Source organism: Candidatus Brachybacter algidus (assembly GCF_016707225.1).
GTDB lineage: Bacteria > Bacteroidota > Bacteroidia > Chitinophagales > Saprospiraceae > Parvibacillus > Parvibacillus algidus.
This window is the reverse complement of the sequence record NZ_JADJID010000002.1, coordinates 196,479-216,149: the sequence shown is the minus strand read 5'-3', so window position 1 is coordinate 216,149 and position 19,671 is coordinate 196,479. Positions and strand designations below refer to the sequence as shown.

General features: G+C 36.6%; 16 protein-coding genes and 1 pseudogene. 5 read left to right on the top strand and 12 right to left on the bottom strand.

What is annotated here, in order from left to right:
* Window positions 1–385 precede the first annotated feature (385 nt).
* Window positions 386–1,456 carry a hypothetical protein gene (locus tag IPI15_RS06785; protein ID WP_287419655.1) on the top strand — a complete coding sequence of 357 codons (1,071 nt, stop codon included), beginning with the start codon at window positions 386–388 and terminating at the stop codon, window positions 1,454–1,456.
* A 38-nt stretch (window positions 1,457–1,494) separates the two neighbouring features.
* Window positions 1,495–2,349 carry a hypothetical protein gene (locus IPI15_RS06780; protein WP_287419654.1) on the top strand — a complete coding sequence of 285 codons (855 nt, stop codon included), beginning with the start codon at window positions 1,495–1,497 and terminating at the stop codon, window positions 2,347–2,349.
* A gap of 168 nt (window positions 2,350–2,517) precedes the next feature.
* Here the strand turns inward: IPI15_RS06780 and IPI15_RS06775 are convergent, their stop codons facing one another.
* Together IPI15_RS06775 and IPI15_RS06770 are read right to left on the bottom strand one after the other, a co-directional pair.
* Window positions 2,518–2,748, bottom strand: a complete 231-nt coding sequence (locus tag IPI15_RS06775; protein WP_287419653.1) for a toxin-antitoxin system YwqK family antitoxin — start codon at window positions 2,746–2,748, stop codon at window positions 2,518–2,520.
* A 916-nt stretch (window positions 2,749–3,664) separates the two neighbouring features.
* Window positions 3,665–4,735, bottom strand: coding sequence for an ATP-binding protein (locus IPI15_RS06770; RefSeq protein ID WP_287419652.1), 1,071 nt, complete (start codon window positions 4,733–4,735; stop codon window positions 3,665–3,667).
* 149 nt (window positions 4,736–4,884) lie between these two features.
* Here IPI15_RS06770 and IPI15_RS06765 point away from each other — a divergent pair, with 149 nt between their 5' ends.
* The 3 genes from IPI15_RS06765 to IPI15_RS06755 all read left to right on the top strand — a co-directional run bounded on the left by IPI15_RS06765 (window position 4,885) and on the right by IPI15_RS06755 (window position 7,085).
* Window positions 4,885–5,061: an XRE family transcriptional regulator gene (locus IPI15_RS06765; RefSeq protein WP_287419650.1), complete on the top strand. Its 177-nt coding sequence runs from the start codon at window positions 4,885–4,887 to the stop codon at window positions 5,059–5,061.
* Between the two features lie 279 nt (window positions 5,062–5,340).
* Entirely contained in the window at window positions 5,341–6,444 is a 1,104-nt protein-coding gene (gene hisC, locus IPI15_RS06760; protein WP_287419649.1) for a histidinol-phosphate transaminase, read from the top strand.
* A 26-nt stretch (window positions 6,445–6,470) separates the two neighbouring features.
* Window positions 6,471–7,085, top strand: coding sequence for a L,D-transpeptidase family protein (locus IPI15_RS06755; protein ID WP_287419648.1), 615 nt, complete (start codon window positions 6,471–6,473; stop codon window positions 7,083–7,085).
* A gap of 643 nt (window positions 7,086–7,728) precedes the next feature.
* On the opposite strand, the gene IPI15_RS06750 is transcribed toward IPI15_RS06755, so the two are convergent.
* The 10 genes and pseudogenes from IPI15_RS06750 to IPI15_RS06705 all read right to left on the bottom strand — a co-directional run bounded on the left by IPI15_RS06750 (window position 7,729) and on the right by IPI15_RS06705 (window position 19,520).
* Window positions 7,729–10,236 (bottom strand): transglycosylase domain-containing protein, encoded by a 2,508-nt coding sequence (locus IPI15_RS06750; protein WP_287419646.1) that lies wholly within the window; start codon window positions 10,234–10,236, stop codon window positions 7,729–7,731.
* Window positions 10,237–10,415: 179 nt separating this feature from the next.
* Window positions 10,416–11,729 (bottom strand): sensor histidine kinase, encoded by a 1,314-nt coding sequence (locus tag IPI15_RS06745; protein ID WP_287419644.1) that lies wholly within the window; start codon window positions 11,727–11,729, stop codon window positions 10,416–10,418.
* Window positions 11,713–13,095, bottom strand: coding sequence for a sigma-54-dependent transcriptional regulator (locus IPI15_RS06740; RefSeq protein ID WP_287404453.1), 1,383 nt, complete (start codon window positions 13,093–13,095; stop codon window positions 11,713–11,715). The genes IPI15_RS06745 and IPI15_RS06740 overlap by 17 nt, the downstream gene beginning before the upstream one ends.
* Before the next feature lie 304 nt (window positions 13,096–13,399).
* Window positions 13,400–14,566 (bottom strand): ABC transporter permease, encoded by a 1,167-nt coding sequence (locus tag IPI15_RS06735; RefSeq protein WP_287404455.1) that lies wholly within the window; start codon window positions 14,564–14,566, stop codon window positions 13,400–13,402.
* A complete protein-coding gene (locus tag IPI15_RS06730; protein ID WP_287404458.1) occupies window positions 14,563–15,900 on the bottom strand; it encodes an ABC transporter permease in 1,338 nt (445 codons plus the stop codon). Before IPI15_RS06730 ends, IPI15_RS06735 begins: the two co-directional genes overlap by 4 nt.
* Window positions 15,901–16,105: 205 nt before the next feature.
* Window positions 16,106–16,773 (bottom strand): annotated as a pseudogene (locus tag IPI15_RS06725) (ABC transporter ATP-binding protein).
* A 47-nt stretch (window positions 16,774–16,820) separates the two neighbouring features.
* Window positions 16,821–17,039: a hypothetical protein gene (locus IPI15_RS06720; RefSeq protein ID WP_502711643.1), complete on the bottom strand. Its 219-nt coding sequence runs from the start codon at window positions 17,037–17,039 to the stop codon at window positions 16,821–16,823.
* Entirely contained in the window at window positions 17,032–17,334 is a 303-nt protein-coding gene (locus IPI15_RS06715) for a hypothetical protein (RefSeq protein ID WP_287419640.1), read from the bottom strand. Before IPI15_RS06715 ends, IPI15_RS06720 begins: the two co-directional genes overlap by 8 nt.
* Entirely contained in the window at window positions 17,321–18,265 is a 945-nt protein-coding gene (locus IPI15_RS06710; protein WP_287419638.1) for a TolC family protein, read from the bottom strand. Before IPI15_RS06710 ends, IPI15_RS06715 begins: the two co-directional genes overlap by 14 nt.
* Window position 18,266: 1 nt before the next feature.
* Window positions 18,267–19,520 (bottom strand): efflux RND transporter periplasmic adaptor subunit, encoded by a 1,254-nt coding sequence (locus tag IPI15_RS06705; protein ID WP_287419636.1) that lies wholly within the window; start codon window positions 19,518–19,520, stop codon window positions 18,267–18,269.
* Between the last annotated feature and the right edge of the window lie 151 nt (window positions 19,521–19,671).

Sequence of the window (19,671 nt, the reverse complement as noted above, 5' to 3'; positions counted from 1 at the left end):
GTAAATAAAATTTTCATTAATTGATAAAACTATTTCCGTTGAGTAATTCCATTAAATAGAGGGAGAGTTATAGGAATTAATAAAAGAAGTTCATTTACAGTAAATGGCTTTAATAGAAATCTCAAATCAAGACTGTATTTTAATCACAAAGAAATGATTTAAGGGATAAAGGTGTTATAGACACTATAAAAGAAAAACTTAGTCATGAAAAGGCTAAACAGGTTTTACAGATTTTGCAAAAGTAGTGTCAGTAAATAGCGGGGTGGATTAAATCCAATTAGATTTTAATACTTCGAAAAATTTAATGATATCCTTTGCTTATTAAATTGAGAAAAGGAGGCCTGGAAGAATTTTTCATTTGAATTCATATTGAAAAAAACAGCATTTGAAAAAATTAATCATATTCTTATTCATCGTTGCAGCCATCGCAGTGACGATCCTTATAGTACTAAAAGTAACTGTCAATGACCTTAAGAAAGAGGATATCGTTGAAAACCTCAATAAAATAATTGTAGATGGGAGCGATAGTCTTTATTCTTTGACAATTCGCGATTATGAAGTTACCGGCTCATTCAACGGGGCTCGCATCAATGGTGTCGAAGTCACCATCAACCAGGAGATATTTAAAAAGATGCAGGCGAATAACACATTGCCGGAAGTGATCTTCGATGGTAAAGTGGAAAATATCCTGATAGAAGGAATTAATATCTTAAAACTTGTTCAGGATAATAAAGACATTAAAATTAAATCAATTGATCTTGTAGGAGCAGATTTCAATATTTATCAATACAAAAAAACAGTTGAAGACACCACGAAAGCACCCATCATCACAAACCTATATGACAGGATAAAAAAAGATATTAATTCAATAGAAATTGGCAATATCAACATCGTCAAAGGTAAAATGTCGTACGATCCTGCAGGAAAACTAGACAAAAAGAAACCATTCTGGAAATTCGCTGAAATAGATCTGAAGTTTAAGGATCTGCTGGTGGATTCCACATCCGCATCTGACACCACCCGATTCATTTATTCGAAAGAATTCAAGACTGCCATACGTAATTTCAAAGGCATTATGGGCAATGACATGTACACATTCTCTGTCGAAAAATGTGATTATGATCATAAGTCATCCTATCTGGAAATTGCAAATTTAAAAATGACGCCAAATGCTTCTCATGCTGCATTTTACCGTTCAAAAAATCATGCAGTAAGCGAGGCAACAATTGACGTTCCATTTTTGCAGGTCAAGGGAATTCGAAGTGTAGACATAATTAACAAGGGCTTAGTCAAAGCAAAATCTATCTCCATTCGTGGCGCAAAATTTGGCATTTATAAAGACAAATCTTTTGGTGATCCTCCTGATAGCAAAAATGGTTCTTATCCAAATCAAACCATAGTTAACCTTCCATTTGCCTTAGATATCAGAGAATTACTTATAAAAAGTCTACTTTAGTTTATACGGAAAAAGGTTTCAATACCAAAAAGGAAGGAGTGTTGACCTTTGGGAATATCAATGGCACCATGACCAACATCACCAATGTCAAATCACTGGTGAGGCAGAATCCATGGAGCGAACTAAATGCGAAAGCCACTTTCCAAGGTGGCAGTCCTATGACAGCTCGTCTGGCTTTTGATCTAAGAGATGACAAAGGGAGATATGAAGCTGATGCGACATTGACCGGACTAAAGGCGGAACAAATCAACCCGGTAATCAAAAATCTGGGTATGGCTGAAACGGAAAGTTTCAATCTAAAGTCATTAAATTATACTTCCAAAGGTGATGCTAAGACCGCGACAGGTTCTATGGAATTAATATACTCAGATCTTAAAGTAAATATCTTTCAAAAAGATGAAGAAACTAAAAAGCTGGAAGAGAAGAAAGTCATCTCTTTCCTTGCCAATCTAATCAAAGTCCGCACTAATAATCTTAAAGATAAAGATGAGGTCAAGGCGGTGAATATTGTGTCTGAGCGACCATTCTTCAAAGGGTTTTTTGCATTGATTTGGTTCAATATATTTGACTGTACCACAGCAATTGCTTTCAAAGGAAAAGCTCCGGACATCCTCAAAAAAGGAAGAACGCTGGAGGGCATTCCTGGTGGAGGAGTTAAAAAAGCTAGTCCTGAAGAAAAAAAGGCATTAGAAGATAAAGCTGATCAACAGAAAAAGGACGACAAAAAAGATGCTAAAGACAAAGCAGCTACTCAGAAAAAAGTGGATAAGAAAATCAGAAATGATGCAAGTGACAAAGCTAAGGTTGATAAGAAAAAGGCTGAGATGAAATTGAAAGAGGATAGGAAAGCGGAAGAAATGAAAAAGGAGGGGGACAAGAAAGTAGAGAAATAAGGTTATATGTTTTAGATTTCTAAAAAGCTAACTAATTCTTTTTGCTTAAATAAAGGTGCAAATTTAAAATCCTATTTTAAATTTGCACCTTTATTTTTTAGGCATATAGCAAGGCACTTCGTACCTCGCTGGTGTATGTCGCCCTTGCAGGGCTGGAAGCTTTTAACATTACTTTCTAAAAAGTGTCTTCTCAACTTCACCATTTTTATAAACAAATGAACTCTGGATATTACCTAAGGAATCATAGAAATTAACTAGACCATTTGCCATATCATTTCGATATTGAATTTTTTGTTTTAGATTTCCATTTTCATAATATCTATTGCTTACTCCATTTTTCTTTCCCCCAAGATAAATTGTTACGGTTTTCTTTGCACTATTTTCATACCAGTCAGTCACTATTCCATTTGGTTCACCATTTTAAAAACGTCCATAAAACAAACATGACCACCCAAACAACGTCTTCAACGACCTGTGTAATTGCCGGATTCATAATATTCTCTCGGATCAATATTTCTCCCATTTATATAATTTGAGACTAATTAACCTGTTTATAAAACTGGTCCAGGGATCTGCAATTTTTGCCTATACTCCTGTTTCCAAAGCCTCCACGAATAGTAACTGAATAATTACCATCATCAAAAAGCATACGGATCTTTGAAAAAACAACATGCTTTATTAGTTTTTCATTTAAATCAAAAGGTACTATTTTTAGTCACCTCCCTCCGATCCAAAAAAGCCCTACACCTCTCACCCCCACTCTCAAAGTCATTTATATACCATTATCATTGTTTAATAATCCTATAAGCAAAAACAGAAAAAGATCGAGTTAATTTGACTGATTTCGAATATAGATCCCGCCACAAAAAAGCTGGAACTATATGAACCAGGTATCCCAAACTTTCTGGAAATACCGCTGACTGAATGCCATCTTGAGTAAATGAAAAAAGTTTGAATCGGGGGATTTTTGAGAATTGATCTTAAGATTTTGCAAAATAAAAATACAAATCCGAGAGGCAAGAGAATGACCTTCATGCCCTGATCATTAAAAAAAAATACTTATAAAACAAAAGAGGTTGTGAAAAAATGAAATGACGTGTCTAAACATGTGATTGTTTTCTTAAAGGTGAATATCATATAATTACAATTCTTTTTTATTTCATTTATTAATATTAATGAAATAAATAACAACCTAAATACATTGGAATGAAAACGCATTTTTATTGATTCGAAAAAACTCATATTTCACCTATTGAAGTATGCACCCCCATCACATCCCAACCATCCTTCATCGGATAATTCGCTTCACCGGGAATTACAACAATTTTTTTCTCGGAATCAAATCATTTACTGCTTCTGTATTACCTCGGGTTAATTGTGGTGCAGTGCTGAGTTTTATCTCAATGACAGATGTTACATTATTTCCTTTGGTAAGAAGCAGATCAACCTCGGCTCCTTTTGCTGTGCGATAAAAATAAGGCTCTTGATTCTTTGTTTGAGTACTTATTATTTGCTGAATTACAAATCCTTCCCAACTATTGCCGGCCTGTGGATGACCGAGCAGATTAGAGATACTTTCTACTCCAAGTAAATAGTGCAACATACCGGAATCCCTAATATAAACTTTAGGACTTTTGACCAGCCTTTTTCCGGAATTATTATGCCACGGTTTCAGAGTTCGGATCAGCATTGCCTCTTCCAGATAATACAGGGCATTAGCAATAGTTGGGCTGCTGACTCCAAGTGAACGGGATAAAGAGGACATATTTAACAATTGCCCATGGAGATGCGCCAACATACGAAGGAGCCTTTCAATCTGAAGTGCAGGCATAGAAAGACCCAACACAGATAGGTCTCTTGTGGTATAACTCCTTACGAAGTGTCCATACCATTCCATAGCTTCCTGATCACTTTCTGCCAAATAGGCTTCCGGAAATCCTCCACGAAACCATAATTTTTCATAATCAATTCCATTGGTTTCACGCAGAGTCAATGGAAATATTTCCCTATAACGAACTCTTCCCGCCAAAGACTCAGAACTTTGTTGCAATAATACAGGAGACGCTGAGCCCAACAATATGAATCTTCCAGGTCTTCGATCTTGATCTATTAAAGCTCTCAGGATTGGAAATAATTCGGGAATATATTGAACCTCATCAAGAATCACCGTTTTCTGAGTTAATCGGCTTAGGAATAACTCCGGATCACTAAGTTTTGCTCTGTCAGATGGCAACTCAAGGTCTAAATATTCGTATTCCGCAGGATCTTCTGCGGCAATTTGCTTGACAAGTGTCGTTTTTCCAACCTGTCTGGGTCCAAATAGGATGACTGCGGGGGATTTCAGCAAGTCCTTCTTAATTAAATCTAAGGCATTTCTAACTAACATACAATAGTATTAAAGGTGCAAATTTAAAGTAATATTTTAAATTTGCACCTTTAATTATCTAAGATTTCCTCTTTTTACCCATTTGTTACAATAATTAGAATAATGTTTTTCATATTTTAGAACTTTATATACCAACTATTTAATTTATCATGAGAGCCATTAACACTAAAATAGAATATTCTACCATCTGCACCAGAATAGAAGAACTATTGCCCCTTGTTTCCAATGAGACGAGCGAATCCGATAAAAACTATATTGAACTGGATCTACTTTCAGATTTGGTAGCTGACTATGAAGAAAAATATGAAGCCATATCTCCTCCATAACCTCAAAAGGTATTGTCAATCATCAATCTATTAAAAGCGGTTTTCATTTTATTTTATGATTTTTTAATCTGGCCGTTTAGTAATGTAACTTTCCACCCTTTATTAACCTAAAAGGAAGAGAAGAGAAATTCATTACTATTATTATAGGTAGCGAGCCAACTTACATTTTGACTTACAAAAACCCTTTTTGTCATCTACCCAATTTCAAGTTATCCATTTACTTTATAGCTTGATTGGAAAAAACTATTCATCTTTGCAGCCAATAAACAACAACCTATTATGGTAACCATTCCACAGCATATCCTGAACCTCGCACCCTATAAACCCGGCAAGCCTGGAGCAAATATGTTTGGAAATCATCCCCCAGAAAAACAAGTAGTGCTAAGCAGTAATGAAAACAATTTTGGTCCGAGCCCGAAGGCGCAAAAAGCCTTGTCAGAAGCTATTAACACCCTCCATCTTTACCCGGATCCTACTTCTTCCGTGCTAAAAGAAAAACTTTCTTCTAAACTTCAGGTACCTGTGTCAAACCTTCTCTTGAGTAATGGCTCTGACGCAATTTTGTATACAATGTTCAATGCTTTTGTTCAAAAGGATGAAAGTATGCTGACGTCTCATGGCGCCTTTGTCTCCGCAAAAGTAATGGCTAGAATGAATGATGTAAGATGTGTGGAAGTACCGATGCTGAAAGGATATGAGTTTGATTTGGATGGATTCTTGCAGGCAATTGATGAAACAACAAAATTAATTTACATCGTTAACCCCAACAATCCTACAGGTAGGATGATATCTTTGGAAAAGATGGTAGCCTTTCTAGACCGTGTTCCTTCTCATATATTAGTAGTGATAGATGAAGCATATTTTGAGTTCGCCCATAAGATTTCAGATGAATATCCTGATTGTACCAAATTAGATTATCAAAATATAATCGTCTTGCGAACATTTTCCAAGGCATATGGTCTAGCCGGACTAAGATTGGGTTACGCCATAGGCCCGGAATATTTGATTCAGGCATTGACCAAAGTAAAATTGACCTTCGATCCGAATCTCGCAGCGCAGATAGCAGGGTCAGCGGCTTTGGAAGATGAAGATTTTTTACAAAAAACTCTGGACAATAATTCTGAGCAAATGATCAAACTTATGAATGCTTATGCAGAACTTGGCATCAAGGCCATTCCGTCTGTTGCGAACTTCATCGCTTTGGAAATGAAGGATGAAGCAATGGTGGAATATTATTATGAAAATCTGTTGAAAAAAGGGGTATTGACAAGACGCCTTGCTTCATTTGGTTTGCCACATTGTCTCAGAATAAGTATTGGCCTTCCTGAGGAGAATAGTTATATGTTGAGAATGTTGGAAAAAGTGGTTAGTGAATCACAATAAATCCGCAAGATTACCACTTTTAATTTATGTCAGAAATTGTAAAAAAGGAATCTATTTCTTCCATTCTTCAAAAGGTAGAAGCGCGTGTTTTCGTAAAGTTCGAACCTATACTTAGTAGCTTCGGAATTAATAAATACCCAGCACAATTGCTACTACTTGCATTTAAATCTGAGCAAATTCTGGAAATGTATGCTGTTATTAATGACGCAAAAATCCTCATAGAATCATATCCATTTACTGGTTTTAGCGGCACCATCGGACCCAAACTCAAAAATGGTGACAAACAAATTCCCGAAGGAATATATTCGGTGGAATACCTGAATCCCAATAGCAAGTTTTATCTCTCCATAAAGATTAATTATCCAAATGATTTTGACCGGGAAAAAGCAAGTTTGGATGGAAGAGTGGATCTAGGTGGAGATATTTTCATACACGGTAAAAGCAAGACCACCGGCTGCATTCCTGTTGGCGATGAAGCCATGGAGGAAATATTTGTATTGGTATCGAAATTGGATTTGGATAAAGTGAAAGTAATTATTTGTCCACATGATTTCAGAAAAAATGAAAAATACCCTGTGATTCCTCAAATTAATTGGAGTGAGGAATTATATGATAATTTGAAGAAGGAATTGGGTTTATGAAGATTGATCAAATGTTTTTGCCAGACAAAACACATGAAGTTTAATTTTATTACACAACGAAATTTAATTCAATGTTATTCAACTAATTATAATATGAAAAATTAAATAGAACTCTAAAATCGACTATTATTTCTAAAAATTTATTTAGCCACTAATTCCACCAATGATGCTTTGCATCTAACACGAATTTATTCGTGCAAATTCGTGCAATTATCTGCGATGCTGCTAGCGCGGTAGTGGATATAATATTTGTCTTTGGGGCATTTGCCAAAAGAGAGTCTATAATTTAAAGCTGATTTATACGGCAAAATATTGGGCAACTAAATAATTTCGTTTTGTATAACTTCTAATTGTTCTGGATATAAACGAAGATTTGAAATACATATATTATTTCTAAAACTTCAACAACCAAATTATTTACTCAAGTTTCGTCAGTTAAGAAACAAAGGTAGATGTCTGATGTTAGATGTTAGATGGGGTTTAGTCAATTGATTCGTATTTTTTCTTTAATAGGTTTATTAGAAAAAATATCCATGTGATTGATGGAAGGCCATCTAAAATCTACCTTCTAACATCTAACATTCTATTAAAATTTAAAAAAAATCTTCAAAAAGAAAAATTTGACTACCGAAACTTAAGTTATTTACTCAAAAAAATCATCTTCGCCCTCTTTTTTCTTTGTCGTATCTTTTGGTACGGTGATAACATCCGGCCTACTGTATTGGCTGCAATCTGTTATGATAGTTTGTGGTCCTGATGGCACGATATATTTAGCTTTCGGATCAAAGTCCGCTACTTTTTGCATCTCTAACTGACGGATAAATTCAGAGAAAAATGGTCTTGCCATCTTACTTCCCTGTCCATTGGTTAAGCTCAGGAACCTCGTCCACTGGTCATCTCCTCCTACCCATGTCCCCACGACTAGTCCTGGTGTGATACCCATAAACCAACCGTCGACATAATCATTCGTAGTACCTGTCTTGCCACCTATATTGCTCACGACACCTTTAAATCCTGCTGCCCCACGGACAGCATAACGCAACATGTCCACCATGACATAATTGATATCCGGGGAAAGTGCCTGTTTCTCATCAGATGTGTTTTTGTAAATAACCTTTCCGTTTTTATCTTCAATTTTTGTGATAAAGGAAGGTACGATATACGTCCCATTATTGGCAAAGCTGGCATAAGCCCCCGTCATCTCAAACACAGTCAGTTCGGCTGCTCCCAAACAAATAGATGGTTGAGCGGGAATCTTTTTCTTGTCGATACCCATATTATTGACCAGGTCGAGGACATATGAGGTGGATTGCATTTGTTTCATAAGGTATACAGAAACTGAATTCCTCGATTCTTTCAATGCCTCATAAAGCGTCATCGATTGCCCTGAGAATCTTCCTTCTGCATTGCCAGGAGACCAGCTATTGATGAGTCCAAAATGTCCTTCTCCCGGCGAAATAGTATATTGCTGATCCACGACGCGTTGACATGGAGAAACTCCCTGGAAAGCAATGGCAGATGCGTAGACAAAAGGCTTGAACGTCGAGCCCACCTGACGTTTGCTGCGGATGTGATCAAATTTGAAATACTTGTGGTTGATACCTCCCACCCAGACTTTCACTTGCCCCGTCGTCGGTTCGATAGCGATGATGCCTGTCTGTAGGAAACTCCTATGATATCGGATGGAGTCATATGGTGTCATGGTGGTATCCTTCTCAGCCATTGCATTGTAGGCAAAGACCTTCATTTTATATTTTTTACCGAAAGAAGTGCGGACATCATTTCTGAATTTTTGCCATTTCGCAAGGGCAATTTTATAATCAGGATCGTCCATGATCTTCGCATAAATACGCTCTTGATCATCTGTGATCTTATATTTCTTAGCTACTTTTTCAAGACCGTCTTTTTCGGCGGCGCTCCAGATATCGAACTCTATATCAGTGAAATTGATAGAAGGAAACTTGCGCATCATGCCCTCAAGGTCCGGTTCGAAATCATTCTGGCGCATAGTGATATATCTGTCAGAGGAGCGGACGAGGTTTTTCATAGTATTCTCCCGAATCGCCAGCTGCTTGGCGTCGGTATTGTATTTCCATGGATCTTTACCTTTCCATTCTCTCCAATAATTGTTCTGGACGGATTTCATGTGCTTGAGCATTGTCGCTTCTGCGATCTTCTGCATTTCAACATCGATCGAGGTATAGATCTTTAGTCCATCACGATAAATATCATAAAGTGAGCCGTCTGATTTCTGAAGGTCATTGTGTTTAATAATGGAAGCAACTTCTTTTCCTACCTCCATTCTGAAATAAGTAGCATCACCTTCGATGTGAGACTTAGGTTTGAATTTTAATTCGATAGGTTTTTCAATTAGTTTTTCGGCTTTTTTAGCATCCAGAGCTCCATTGGTGACCATTCTTCGGAGGACGGTATTACGTCTGTTAATCGCCTGTTCCTTTCTTCGGACAGGGTTGTACAATGATGGGTTTTTTAACATTCCAACCAAAACGGCAGCTTCGGACTCATTCAACTCTTTGTTTCCTTTGCTAAAGTAAGTCTCTGAAGCTGCTTCTATCCCATATGCGCCATAAATAAAGTTGAATTTATTGAGGTACATGGCGATGATCTCTTCCTTTGTATAACTGCGTTCAAGTTTGATTGCAGTAATCCATTCCTTGAGTTTAATATTTACAAGTGCAAAATTTTTTCTAATGGTGCCCATATTGCTGAAGTCTCTATCCGAATAGAGCAACTTTGCCAATTGTTGGGTGATCGTACTTCCTCCACCGGCGCTCTTATTGGCGAGGACAAGTGTTTTGGCCACAACTCGCGCTACGGCTTCCGCATCCACACCGCTATGTTTGTAAAATCTAACATCTTCTGTAGCTAAAAGTGCTTGAACGACAAAAGGGGAAAGCTGCTCATATGTAACGGGTACGCGGTTTTCGATATATAGCCGACCAAGTGTAGAATTATTTGAAGATAAAATTTGACTTGCAAAATCATACTTCGGATTTTCAAGTTCATCAAATGTTGGCAGGCCGGACAGGGATAGATAAAAAAGATAAAAAATCACCAATGCGACAAAAATGCCTAAGCCGACCCATATCTTTTTGATCACACTATTGATCTTAGAACGATCTTGATCCATATGTAAAACAATTTGTTGTATTCTAATAAACAACGAATGTACAATAATAGTATATGAATGAGAAAATAAGTGGTTTAGATTAGAGGAAATAGGTTCAGTTGTGAGACAATTGACAAGTAGTCGGAAATATCACGAAGCGGAATTATCTTAATTGTTTCAAGCACATTTTCACTAATTCCTTAATGAACAAATTTATCATTTAAATCAAACCAAATCTCGAAACTAGTCCAATTCCTTTCGCTGTACAAATTAAAATGTGCCTCATGCTTCTGCAGTATTTCACTGATGAGCATGAGTCCGACTCCCTGCCCGTAAGGCTTTGTGGAGAAGAAAGGGGAAAATAATTGATCTTTGGTTTCGTCACTGATGCCTGCACCATTATCCCGGACGAAAAACCCTTTTCTGTCAGATAAATAACCGATATGTATTTCTCCATTTTCACCGATTGATTCAATACTATTCTTTAAAATATTCGAAATCACTTGTTCCATTTGAATGGGATCCAGATCCAATAACATTTCATGATCAAGGCCATCAGTGTTAATTGTAATGTTTTTCTCAGTACTAATATTAGTCCAAAGTCTTACTGCATTTCTAAGGTATTTTGCTACTTCGATATTTTGTAAAAATGGAGGAACGATGCGAATGACCTGCGCATAATTTTTCATAAAAGAAGTCAGATTATTATTGCGCTCGATTGCTATTTCCAGACCTGACTTTAATTCCGGATCTGCATCTGCTCCCTCGAAGCCAAATTGGTGCACAGTAGTAAGAATGGAATTGACTGCGCCCATTGAATTATTAACTTCGTGCGCCATCATCCGGATTATTTTTCCATAAGCATCCTTTTCTGAATTGAGTAATTCGGTAGTCAGATCTTCTATTAAGATGAATTTTCGGAGAAATCCTTTGTGGACAATATTGCTTACCTGACAGCGGTATTTTTTATTTCCATCAGCTTTAATGATCAAACTTTGGCCGCTTTCTATCTTTAAAATACCTGAAATGACGGGGTGCATTATTTCTGATAATAATATTCCTATTGGGTTCGACTTTTGGTTCAATAATTGCTTTGCATGTTTATTAAGAATTTCAATTCTTCCGTCAAAGTCAAGAATGATAATGCCAACCGGGCTGATGGATATTAAATTTTCAAGAAATATACTTTGCTCTTCCGCAGTGGTTCGCTCTTGGCCCAAAGTATTGATCATGGAATTATAAATATCTATCAGGTTATTCATTTCTTTGGAACCAGTATGCAGAAATTTTACGCTAAAATCGCGATCCCGAATGGCATTGCTCCCCATGTACATAAGAGAAATGGGCCTGATGAGAGCATTGTATAAAAGATAACTAAAATAAAGGGAGGCGAGAAGTATTACTTCAGAACATAAGAATAGCCATTTCTTGTCAAAAAGTAAGGTATAACACAAGACTATTAATACTACATGGAGCGCAATGATGATGGACCAATACTTAATTCTTAGGCTCATAGGGAATGTGATGTTTGGTAAGACGTCGATATAACGCACTTCGTGTAAGGCTAAGTGATCGGGCAGTTTTACTGATTGAATGATTGTGAAAATCGAGCGCCTTGTGTATCATTTGTTTCTCGAGATCATCCAAACTCACCATACCCACTTCTGGAAGCGTGAACTGGGGTGTGGACTTTTGATTTTGAGATGATGTCTGTTGGAAATCTTTAAAGTTAAGTTCCTTCTTATTAATGTTGATCAATAAAGTGCGTTCGACCATATTTTTCAACTGTCGGATATTGCCCGGGAATGGCTGTTTCTGAAGCCAGTCATATGTCTCCGTCGTGATAAGTGGAATTGTCACTTCATAGATTTCACAGACTTGTTTAATGAAATGATCCGTGAGTAAAGGAATATCTTCTGATCGTTCATTCAATGATGGCATGTGTATTGAGATGAGGTTAATACGGTAGAAAAGATCTTCCCGGAATGTACCATCATAAACCATTTTTTCAAGATTTTTATTGGTAGCACTGATGATACGAACATCTGTTCGTTTAGTCTCACTGCTGCCCAAGACCTCATAAGTTCTCTCTTGTAATACTCTTAATAATTTGACTTGGTTAGACACCGGAAGGTCACCGATTTCATCCAGAAAAATAGTCCCTTTATGTGCCTTTGCAAATCTGCCAATTCTATCCAAATGTGCGTCAGTAAATGCTCCTTTTTTATGCCCGAACATTTCACTTTCAAACAAAGAACTGGATATTCCACCCAAATTTACTTTGACAAACTCATTTCCATTCCGCTTACTCAAAGAATGAATTGCTTCCGCAATAACTTCTTTCCCGGTTCCGCTTTCACCCGTGATCAGCACATTTGCATCTGTAGGCGCAATATGTTTTACAAGATTTAAGATATCCTGAAAGGCTGCACTTTGGCCAATTATGGAATCTATATCATTTCCTTGTATCGATTTATTAACTGAGGATGGTTTGTTTATTTCCAGCAAATTTTGAATCGAAGAAAGCAAATGACTATTATCCCATGGTTTAGCGATAAAATCCATTGCTCCCAGCTTCATCCCTTCCACAGCGAGTTGAACCGTCGCCCATCCGGTCATCAAAATTACTGGTATGTTAGAATTAATTTCTATGATATTTTTTAACAAAAGCAGTCCATCTTTTCCTGAAGTATCAATGTTGAAATTCATGTCCAGGAGCACAAGATCAGCGTTGAAATTATGCAACTTTTCCACAGCATCGGCAGCATTTGTAGCACTATCTATCTGGTAACCTTTCTTTTTCAGAAAAAGGCTTATCCCTGACACGATGGTCCTGTCATCATCAATAATAAGAATACGTGACTGTATTTCTGAACTCATAATTAAAATGTAAAGCGATGTAAATATAATTAACTCAAGTTTCGGCAGTAAAAAAATAATTTAGGTTTTGTTAGTTTAGAACCAAAGGTAGATGGCTGATTTTAGATGTTAGATGGTATTAGGTTAATTGGTTCATAATTTATCTTTTAAAAATACAAAGGCGAGAATTTTGACTTTAATTAAAGACGGCCATCTAAAATCTACCCCGCCATCACTTCGTTCGTCGGACAAGCTTCTTACATCTAACATTTTTATTCAAGCTGGCTTAACAATAAACGAATTTGACTGATGAAACATGAAATTTCTAATCTTCGTGCAATGCAGTAGCAGGATGAATCATAGCCGCTTGCCTACTCGGAAAATAAGCACAAATGAATACTAATATTAAAATTAATACAGTCACCCATACCATCGATTCATAGAATATACTTGGCTGAATATCGACGACTTTCAGAAGTGGAATCTGAATGGTAAATATCAAAGCAAGTGCTATGGCTATAAAAGCAAGCACAAGTGTTTCCATTAAAAAATGCTTCGAAATGTCACTGGAATGAGCTCCCAAAGCTCTCCTAAGGCCGATCTCTGACCTTCTTTTGTTGATATTGAACCACAAAACACCAAATAGACCAAGAGCAATATTAATGCATAGGAATCCACAGATGCTCAACAAGGCTATTATGGGAATCCATTTCGCCCGACTATTCTTCTCTCTTTCGGATTCCAACAACTTGATAATGAAAGAATTGGATTTTGTAACATTTTTGACAATGTCATTGATCGTTTTCTGTTCACCGATGGGTGTACCTGCCTTCATCCTGAGTATGATATTGTACATCCAACCTTGAGTATGTGGTGTGTAGCAGAAAGACATATTTGTTGGTAAGTCAAATTCACCTTTGTATCGATAATCATCCATGATGCCAACAATCTTGCTCTCACCATCCAAAATAATTACACTATCTAGCATATTTTTATTTGGGAAAAAGTTTTTTAGGAATAGTTCGTTGACCACGATTGGTCTATATTTTGACTGGCGATCCGTTTCATTGAACCATCTCCCTTTGATGATATTAATATTCATCACCTCCCCAAATCCCTCATCAGCCTCAGCTATGCGTGATGAAACGTTGAATCCCATATCATCATTGCCTGTGGTCGAGGTATTATTAGAAAATGGAGTGCTGGAATTTGTAAATCCGACACTTTCTACGTTAGGACTAGCTTTAAGTTCATTTTTTAGCTGATCCATGATGGTGGCGACCTCCGCAGAATCTTTGGCCTGTAGTCCTTCAAGACTGATCATCCATCGATCAATAGTCTTGAAACCAAGTGGTTTCTCCAAAATCCTCAATTGATAAATCACAAAAGAAAACGCTGCAAACAAGACAAGATAGGCGAGGAAAATCTCAAGGATCATGAGTGCATTAGATTTTCTTTTGAACCAGATAAGTTTGAAAATATGGCGTATCATATGTTGTTTTGTTTTAGCGCATTTACAATGGATAATTTTGACATTTTTAATGCAGGAAGTAATCCGGAAATGATTCCAAATAAAAGGCTGATGAAAAAGCAGGCTATGAAAAAATTAAAATTGATAACCAGTCTTACATTATTAAGCAATTGACTGTCATTGATCAGGTAAATTGCAACTAAGGCAAAAACTAAACCTAGTAAACCTCCGATGAAAGTCTGAATAATATTTTCAAAGACAAATTGAAATAAAATATTCTTCGTGTTAGCGCCGAATGCTTTTCTAACTCCAATCTCAGAACTTCTATCGAGTATTCGGCTAATGTTGAGATTGATAAGATTCAGCACAGGCAACAAGACAAAAAGTGCAATAAAGCTTGCCATGATTAGAAATAAATTCCTTTTACTTTTTTCAGGGTCCTTTTCGTATAAGGTCTGTTGAGCATACGTCTCACTAAATGTGGCAGAAGGGGCTTCTATTACATTATAATCTTCTGGCTTAAGTATTGGTATCTTTGATATTCTGTAAAGAATTTCCTTTTTCAAATTGTGGATGTTTGAATTATTTTTGATTAGAAAAACTGCCATGAAGCTTCCAAAATAGTCTGAAGGGTCCTTATTCTCTGGAAAAGCAGTGTAAGGAATGTATATGTCGCATCCCACATAATTTGCAGAACTGGTGGGTGTGGCGACAACGCCAATTATCTTGAAATGTTTATCATCCATTTCTATTTCCTTTCCTATTAAATTATCTACAGTGCCGAAATATTTGCGACTCAGCGATTGGGTTATTACTGCTACTAAAGCACCTCTTTTTATTTCGTCCGCATTGTAAGGGCGACCTTCTTTGAACATAAAATCAAAAACTTTCCAGTATCCCTCATCAGAGATGCAAGTTTTAATCGATAATTTAGAATTGTTTATATAAACATCGTAGGTTAAATCCGGAGAAAAAAAAGTGGATTGTTCAGCAGCATTTAGGCCGGTAAAATACTTTTCCAACACATGGTGACTCATGCTACTGTTGCTTATATAACTCGCCTCATTTTGTCTTTTGACCAGATGCGTAGTATCAAATGTGGCGATTCCATTATTGAATAAGGTGTCAATGTCACGAATGGTGTCATTCTGATAATACAACTCGGAGAGCATAGGCATAAATACCAAATCTTCATTTCTACTTAAAGGTGGATTATCTCCAAATTCAGTTTCAATAAATGAAGCTATGAGCATCAGCACCATCAGCGTAAAACTAATACCAAAGAGGCTGATGAAGGTGAAAAACTTTCTTCGGGAGAGTACTTTCAGGGCTAGTTTTATATAGTTTTTTAACATGGCTGTTTATTTGAATTTATTTTTTATTTGAGATTTTAAGTTTCGCACAGGTTTAAAAAAATTAGAAATTAGAAGTTAGAAATTAGAATAGGCCATGGATTGAACCGTTATTTTTACTCATAGACTCTTCCTGTTCAATAATTGATAGTTACTATAATCTTAGCTACAATTTCAGCTCTCAGTAATAATTAATAATTCACAATTATCAGCCTACTTGTTTCCCGTCGAACAACCTCAACAACTTATGCGTCTTGTTGGCCATGTTTTCATCGTGCGTCACCATGACGATGGTCGTTTTTAATTCTTCATTTAAGCGGAGGAGGATGGACATTACTTCATTTCCCATGACGCTGTCAAGGTTACCTGTTGGTTCATCTGCGAGGAGGACTGATGGTTTTCCGACGATAGCTCTGGCGATGGCCACACGTTGTTTTTGGCCTCCGGATAGTTGGCTGGGATAGTGATTGATCCTGTTTTTAAGGTTGACAGATTCAAGTGCTTCCAGGGCCAATTCACGACGTTCTTTTGCTCCTATATTTCTATACAATAATGGTAATTCCACATTGTCCAATACTGAAAGGTCAGGGATCAAATGAAAGGATTGAAAGATAAATCCAAGTTTTTCATTTCTGAATTTTGCAGTTGCCTTTGTGTTATATTCTGAAATTTCATGTTGCCATCGATGATGATGGAACCTTGTGTAGGCTCGTCCAGAAGACCTACAATGTTGAGCAATGTACTTTTACCACAACCGGATGGGCCCATGATGGAGATAAATTCACCTTTTTCGATGTTGAGATCGAGATGATGCAAAGCCGTTGTCTCGATGGTATCGGTACGATATACTTTGGAAACATTATTTAATTTTATCATTTTTGATAATTGTTATTAATTGTTATTTATTAGTTGTTAATTGTTATTTATTTAATAGGAGAATTGTTGATAAAGTCATATCCCGTCAGTTTTCTAAGTTCGTAAAGGCTGACCCAATAATCTCTCAATGCCATGATATAAGCCATCTTCATCTGATCCTTCTCTTGTTGTGCAAGGTTGAGATCAGTAAGGCTTATCTTGCCTAATAAATATCGTTCATTTGAGATATTGTATCGCTCTTCAGACTTTTGTTGAATTTCATTCAAAGAAACTATTCGCTGTTGAGAATGATTCAGGAGGGTAATCTCCGTCTTTATATTGTTGACGAAATCTGCCTCTCCTTGGATATCCATTAATTTGGCCCTTTCCAGTTGATCTTTTGCGATCGAATTTGCTTGTCTGGCTGCCCCAATTTACAATTGGAATGGCCACAGTAAGGCTAAGTTGCTCCTCCACAAAAGGCTGAGTATAGATATCTTTGATCTGCTGTGATCCTCTTGCCCAACCAAAACTGCCGTATAGATTGGCACGGATGCCGTAATTAGTTTTAGTCCTGTACAATGTTTCTTTTTGCTTCCAAAATATTTATTTTATTTCGGAGTAATTGAGGGTAATTTCTTGTTGCCAATGCAATTATTTCTTGATCATTAATTTTGGCAGGTATTAAAACTGCGGGAATTACGAATTTAATTGTCGAGTCCAATTGTGCGCCATTCAGGTAAGAATTTAAACTATTGAATGATGTGACTTCATCATATTGGTATTGTTTTAAAACGATTTCAGAATTTTCTAAACCGGTTTCTATTTGTAACTTTTCTTCTCTGGATATTTTGCCTAATTCGAATTTTTCAACCGCTATTGTATCCAGCCTTATGTGGGATATTTTGTTAGTGACAGCAATCTGCTTGGCTGTCTGCGCGATGAGAACGTCGAAATATAATTGTACAATATTGCTTTTGATATTCTCCGTTTCGAATTTGTAAGTGGAAATAGCTGCATTTAATTCTAATGGTTGAATTAATTTATCCCATTTATATGGATTAAAACCAAGTACTGGAATATTGATTCCCAGACGGATCGGTATACCATTATACGAATTAAAATCTGTGCTGAAGTCATCAAATCTCCTTAATTCAGACAGCGCAAAGAATGTACCTCCAGTCCATGGAATTGCTTGCTCCAATTGCAGGCCGACTAATGAGTTATTTTGCGAAATAGACTGAAAAGCGATTGAACCATTAGGCTGAACGATCTGTACGGAAGTCTTTGAATAATTGGGAACCTGAAAATTTAAAGAAACTTGTGGTTTCATACCGGCCTTATATAAGAGGAAGTTCGAAGTAGCAATATTTTTACCTATTGTATTAATTTTTGCTGCATTGGTTCTTTCAAAATAACTATTGATCACCTCCTCGAGCGTCATCGTATTTTGGCCAATTACAATAGAATTAATTGACAGAAAAATAATTATTAATTTAATTGATTTATTCATCTTAATTCTTTTTATTTAAAATGAATTCATTCATATTTTTGTATTCTTCGGTTTCAGAAATAATGATCTTTTCACCAGTCTTTGCACCCGATAAGATCTCGACATAATCTGAGCTACTCAATCCCTTTTCTATTGTTCTTTTCACAGCTTTATCTCCTTGTACGATGAAGACATCTTGTGTCTTAGCGCCATTGAATGCTTCACCATTTTGAATGCGAAGTACATTGGATTTTTTATCAGATACTATGAATATTTCTACCTTAAGATTAGGTTTCAATAGTTTGGAATCTGTCTTATCTAATTCAACCAGGAATTTTATAGTATTATTTTCAACCGCCGGAAGTACGGAGCTAATAGTGCCAGTCAGAGTCGTATTGTTTATCCGAACATTTACTATGGCACCTACTTTAATGTGATCACTATTGCGGTCAGAGCTTGAAGCTTCTATTCTGAATGATTTCAAATCGGCTATTTTAACCAAAGGTTCTCCAACATTGACCGTCTTGCCGATGTCTTCGTTGATCCAGGTGATGACACCATCAGAAGGCGCGTAAACGGAGGTTTCATTTAATTTTTTTCTCAATTCTGCGAGACGTTTTGCTTGAATTTGAAATTCTAATTCAAGGTTCTTCTTATCAGGAACATTCGCTTGTTGCTTGAATTTTAATTCATTGAGTAAAATTTTCTTCTCAATGGCAGCTTGTTTTAAATTTAATTCTGCTTTTTCAACTTCTTCATTGGTGGCGCCTCCTACCTTATTGAGTTTCTTTTGATCTTTGATCTCAGCTTCCAGTTCAGATAGTTGAAGGCCTTTGAGTTGCTGCTTTAGATCAATATCCACCAGGTCTTTGTCGAATTCGAGTTTTAGCCTATTGATGCTGTTTCGTTTGAGATCTAGTTCGTCTTTTAATTTTTCGTATTCAAGTATTGTGTAGGCTCGATCGAGTTCCATGATCAGTGAGCCGATTCTGACTTCATCGCCACGCTTGAGTTTTACATTTTTTATTTCTGTATTGACCGGGGCATTGATGACACGTTCGTAGGAGGGAATGACTAAACCTGTTGCCGAAATGGTATTTTGGATATCTCCCATTTCTACTGTTGAGATGAGGAATTTGCCTTCGTCAGCTTTTCTTTTTAGTTGATTGCGAAGCACAAAAAATAATATGGCTGCTAATAAAATGACGGCCACCCATTTCATTAGGTTTTTATTCTTTTTCTTTTGTTGGTCAGACTTGCTTATCACTGTATCCATTGGTGGAATGTATTTGATAAATTAGTTATCAAGGTCTGTGCCACAAAATAAATATCAGATAGTCAATAGATTATATATTTAAAATTATATAATAGTGTGCGATATCGGACAGGGAGTGTGCGGATATGTTTAATAGGTCCCGAGGGTGTAC

Bases quoted from the DNA above. Each gene is read 5' to 3' on its own strand.
- IPI15_RS06770 (WP_287419652.1), bottom strand. From the start codon at position 4,735: ATGTTAGTTAGAAATGCCTTAGATTTAATTAAGAAGGACTTGCTGAAA.
- IPI15_RS06765 (WP_287419650.1), top strand. From the start codon at position 4,885: ATGAGAGCCATTAACACTAAAATAGAATATTCTACCATCTGCACCAGA.
- hisC (WP_287419649.1), top strand. From the start codon at position 5,341: ATGGTAACCATTCCACAGCATATCCTGAACCTCGCACCCTATAAACCC.
- IPI15_RS06755 (WP_287419648.1), top strand. From the start codon at position 6,471: ATGTCAGAAATTGTAAAAAAGGAATCTATTTCTTCCATTCTTCAAAAG.
- IPI15_RS06750 (WP_287419646.1), bottom strand. From the start codon at position 10,236: ATGGATCAAGATCGTTCTAAGATCAATAGTGTGATCAAAAAGATATGG.
- IPI15_RS06745 (WP_287419644.1), bottom strand. From the start codon at position 11,729: ATGAGCCTAAGAATTAAGTATTGGTCCATCATCATTGCGCTCCATGTA.
- IPI15_RS06740 (WP_287404453.1), bottom strand. From the start codon at position 13,095: ATGAGTTCAGAAATACAGTCACGTATTCTTATTATTGATGATGACAGG.
- IPI15_RS06735 (WP_287404455.1), bottom strand. From the start codon at position 14,566: ATGATACGCCATATTTTCAAACTTATCTGGTTCAAAAGAAAATCTAAT.
- IPI15_RS06730 (WP_287404458.1), bottom strand. From the start codon at position 15,900: ATGTTAAAAAACTATATAAAACTAGCCCTGAAAGTACTCTCCCGAAGA.
- IPI15_RS06710 (WP_287419638.1), bottom strand. From the start codon at position 18,265: ATGAATAAATCAATTAAATTAATAATTATTTTTCTGTCAATTAATTCT.
- IPI15_RS06705 (WP_287419636.1), bottom strand. From the start codon at position 19,520: ATGGATACAGTGATAAGCAAGTCTGACCAACAAAAGAAAAAGAATAAA.